The 1,021-nt window shown below is 71.3% G+C and carries 1 protein-coding gene; it reads right to left on the bottom strand.

The annotated features are described in order from the left end of the window. Positions 1 to 389 precede the first annotated feature (389 nt). Positions 390 to 899: a peptide deformylase gene (def, locus tag E1166_RS30590; RefSeq protein ID WP_132343262.1), complete on the bottom strand. Its 510-nt coding sequence runs from the start codon at positions 897 to 899 to the stop codon at positions 390 to 392. Positions 900 to 1,021: the final 122 nt, after the last annotated feature.

Below are 1,021 nucleotides of genomic sequence, written 5' to 3'. Positions count from 1 at the left end.
CTGGGGGCCCGGATGGCGTTGCGTCGGGGTGCCGGGTTCGTGCGGGTGGTGTTGCTGGTGGTGGTGCTGGCGTTGGTGGCGAAGTTGGGTTGGGACCAGTGGGCGGCGCGGTGAGGTCCGGCCTGTTCTCGTGACTGCCGTGGTGGTCGTCGCTTCCGCTCGCTGGGCGTCTCGTTGGGCTTCTCGGGTGGGGCGTGGGTCTCGTGTCTCGCCGTACCCGGCTGAGCCAGCGTCCGTCTCGCCCGCCCGCGCCGCCGCCAGCACCTCCGGCAGCGCCGGAGCGTCCACTGCGGCAACTGGTGGATCGTCGGCGGCGCAGCGAGAGCGGCCTCGGCGTGTCGTGTTCCCAACCATCGCCGCATCGAAAGGTGGGCTGGGGTGTGGGTGGGTCAGCGGCGGCTGGTCGGTGAGTCGAACCGGCCGGCGCGGATTTCGCGTAGTGCCTGCCGGCGGATCTGCCCTTGGAGGGTGTCGACGTAGAGGCGACCGCGCAGGTGGTCGGTTTCGTGCTGGAGGGCGCGGGCGAGGAACCCGCTGCCGGAGATGGTGAGGGGTTCGCCGTGCCGGTCGACGCCGCGTACGGTGGCGTGCATGGCGCGGCGGGTCGGGAAGTACAGGCCGGGGATGGACAGGCAGCCTTCGTCGTCGTCCTGGGTGTCGTCGGACAGTTCGATACTCGGGTTGATCATGTGTCCGCGGTGGCCGTCGGCGTCGTAGACGAACACCTGGGCGTCGACGCCGATCTGCGGGGCGGCGACGCCGGCGCGTCCGGGTGCACCGAGCAGGGTGTCCATCAGGTCGTCGACCAGGCGCTGCAGTTCGCGGTCGAAGCTGGTCACCGGGGTGCAGGCGGTGCGCAGGACGGGGTCACCGATGATCCGGATCGGGCGTACGGTCATGGGTGGAAGCCTATCCGCGCGGCGGCGTCGATGGTGGTGTCCCGGCGCGGGTGCCGATGAGGGCGGCCACGCCGTCGAGGATGCGCGCCAGCCCGAACTCGAACACGCGGGCGGGATGGGTC

Source organism: Micromonospora sp. KC213 (genome assembly GCF_004348325.1).
In the GTDB taxonomy this organism is placed as follows: domain Bacteria; phylum Actinomycetota; class Actinomycetes; order Mycobacteriales; family Micromonosporaceae; genus Micromonospora.
The sequence above is the reverse complement of the archived record's forward strand: the minus strand, read 5'-3'. Positions and strand labels throughout refer to the sequence as shown.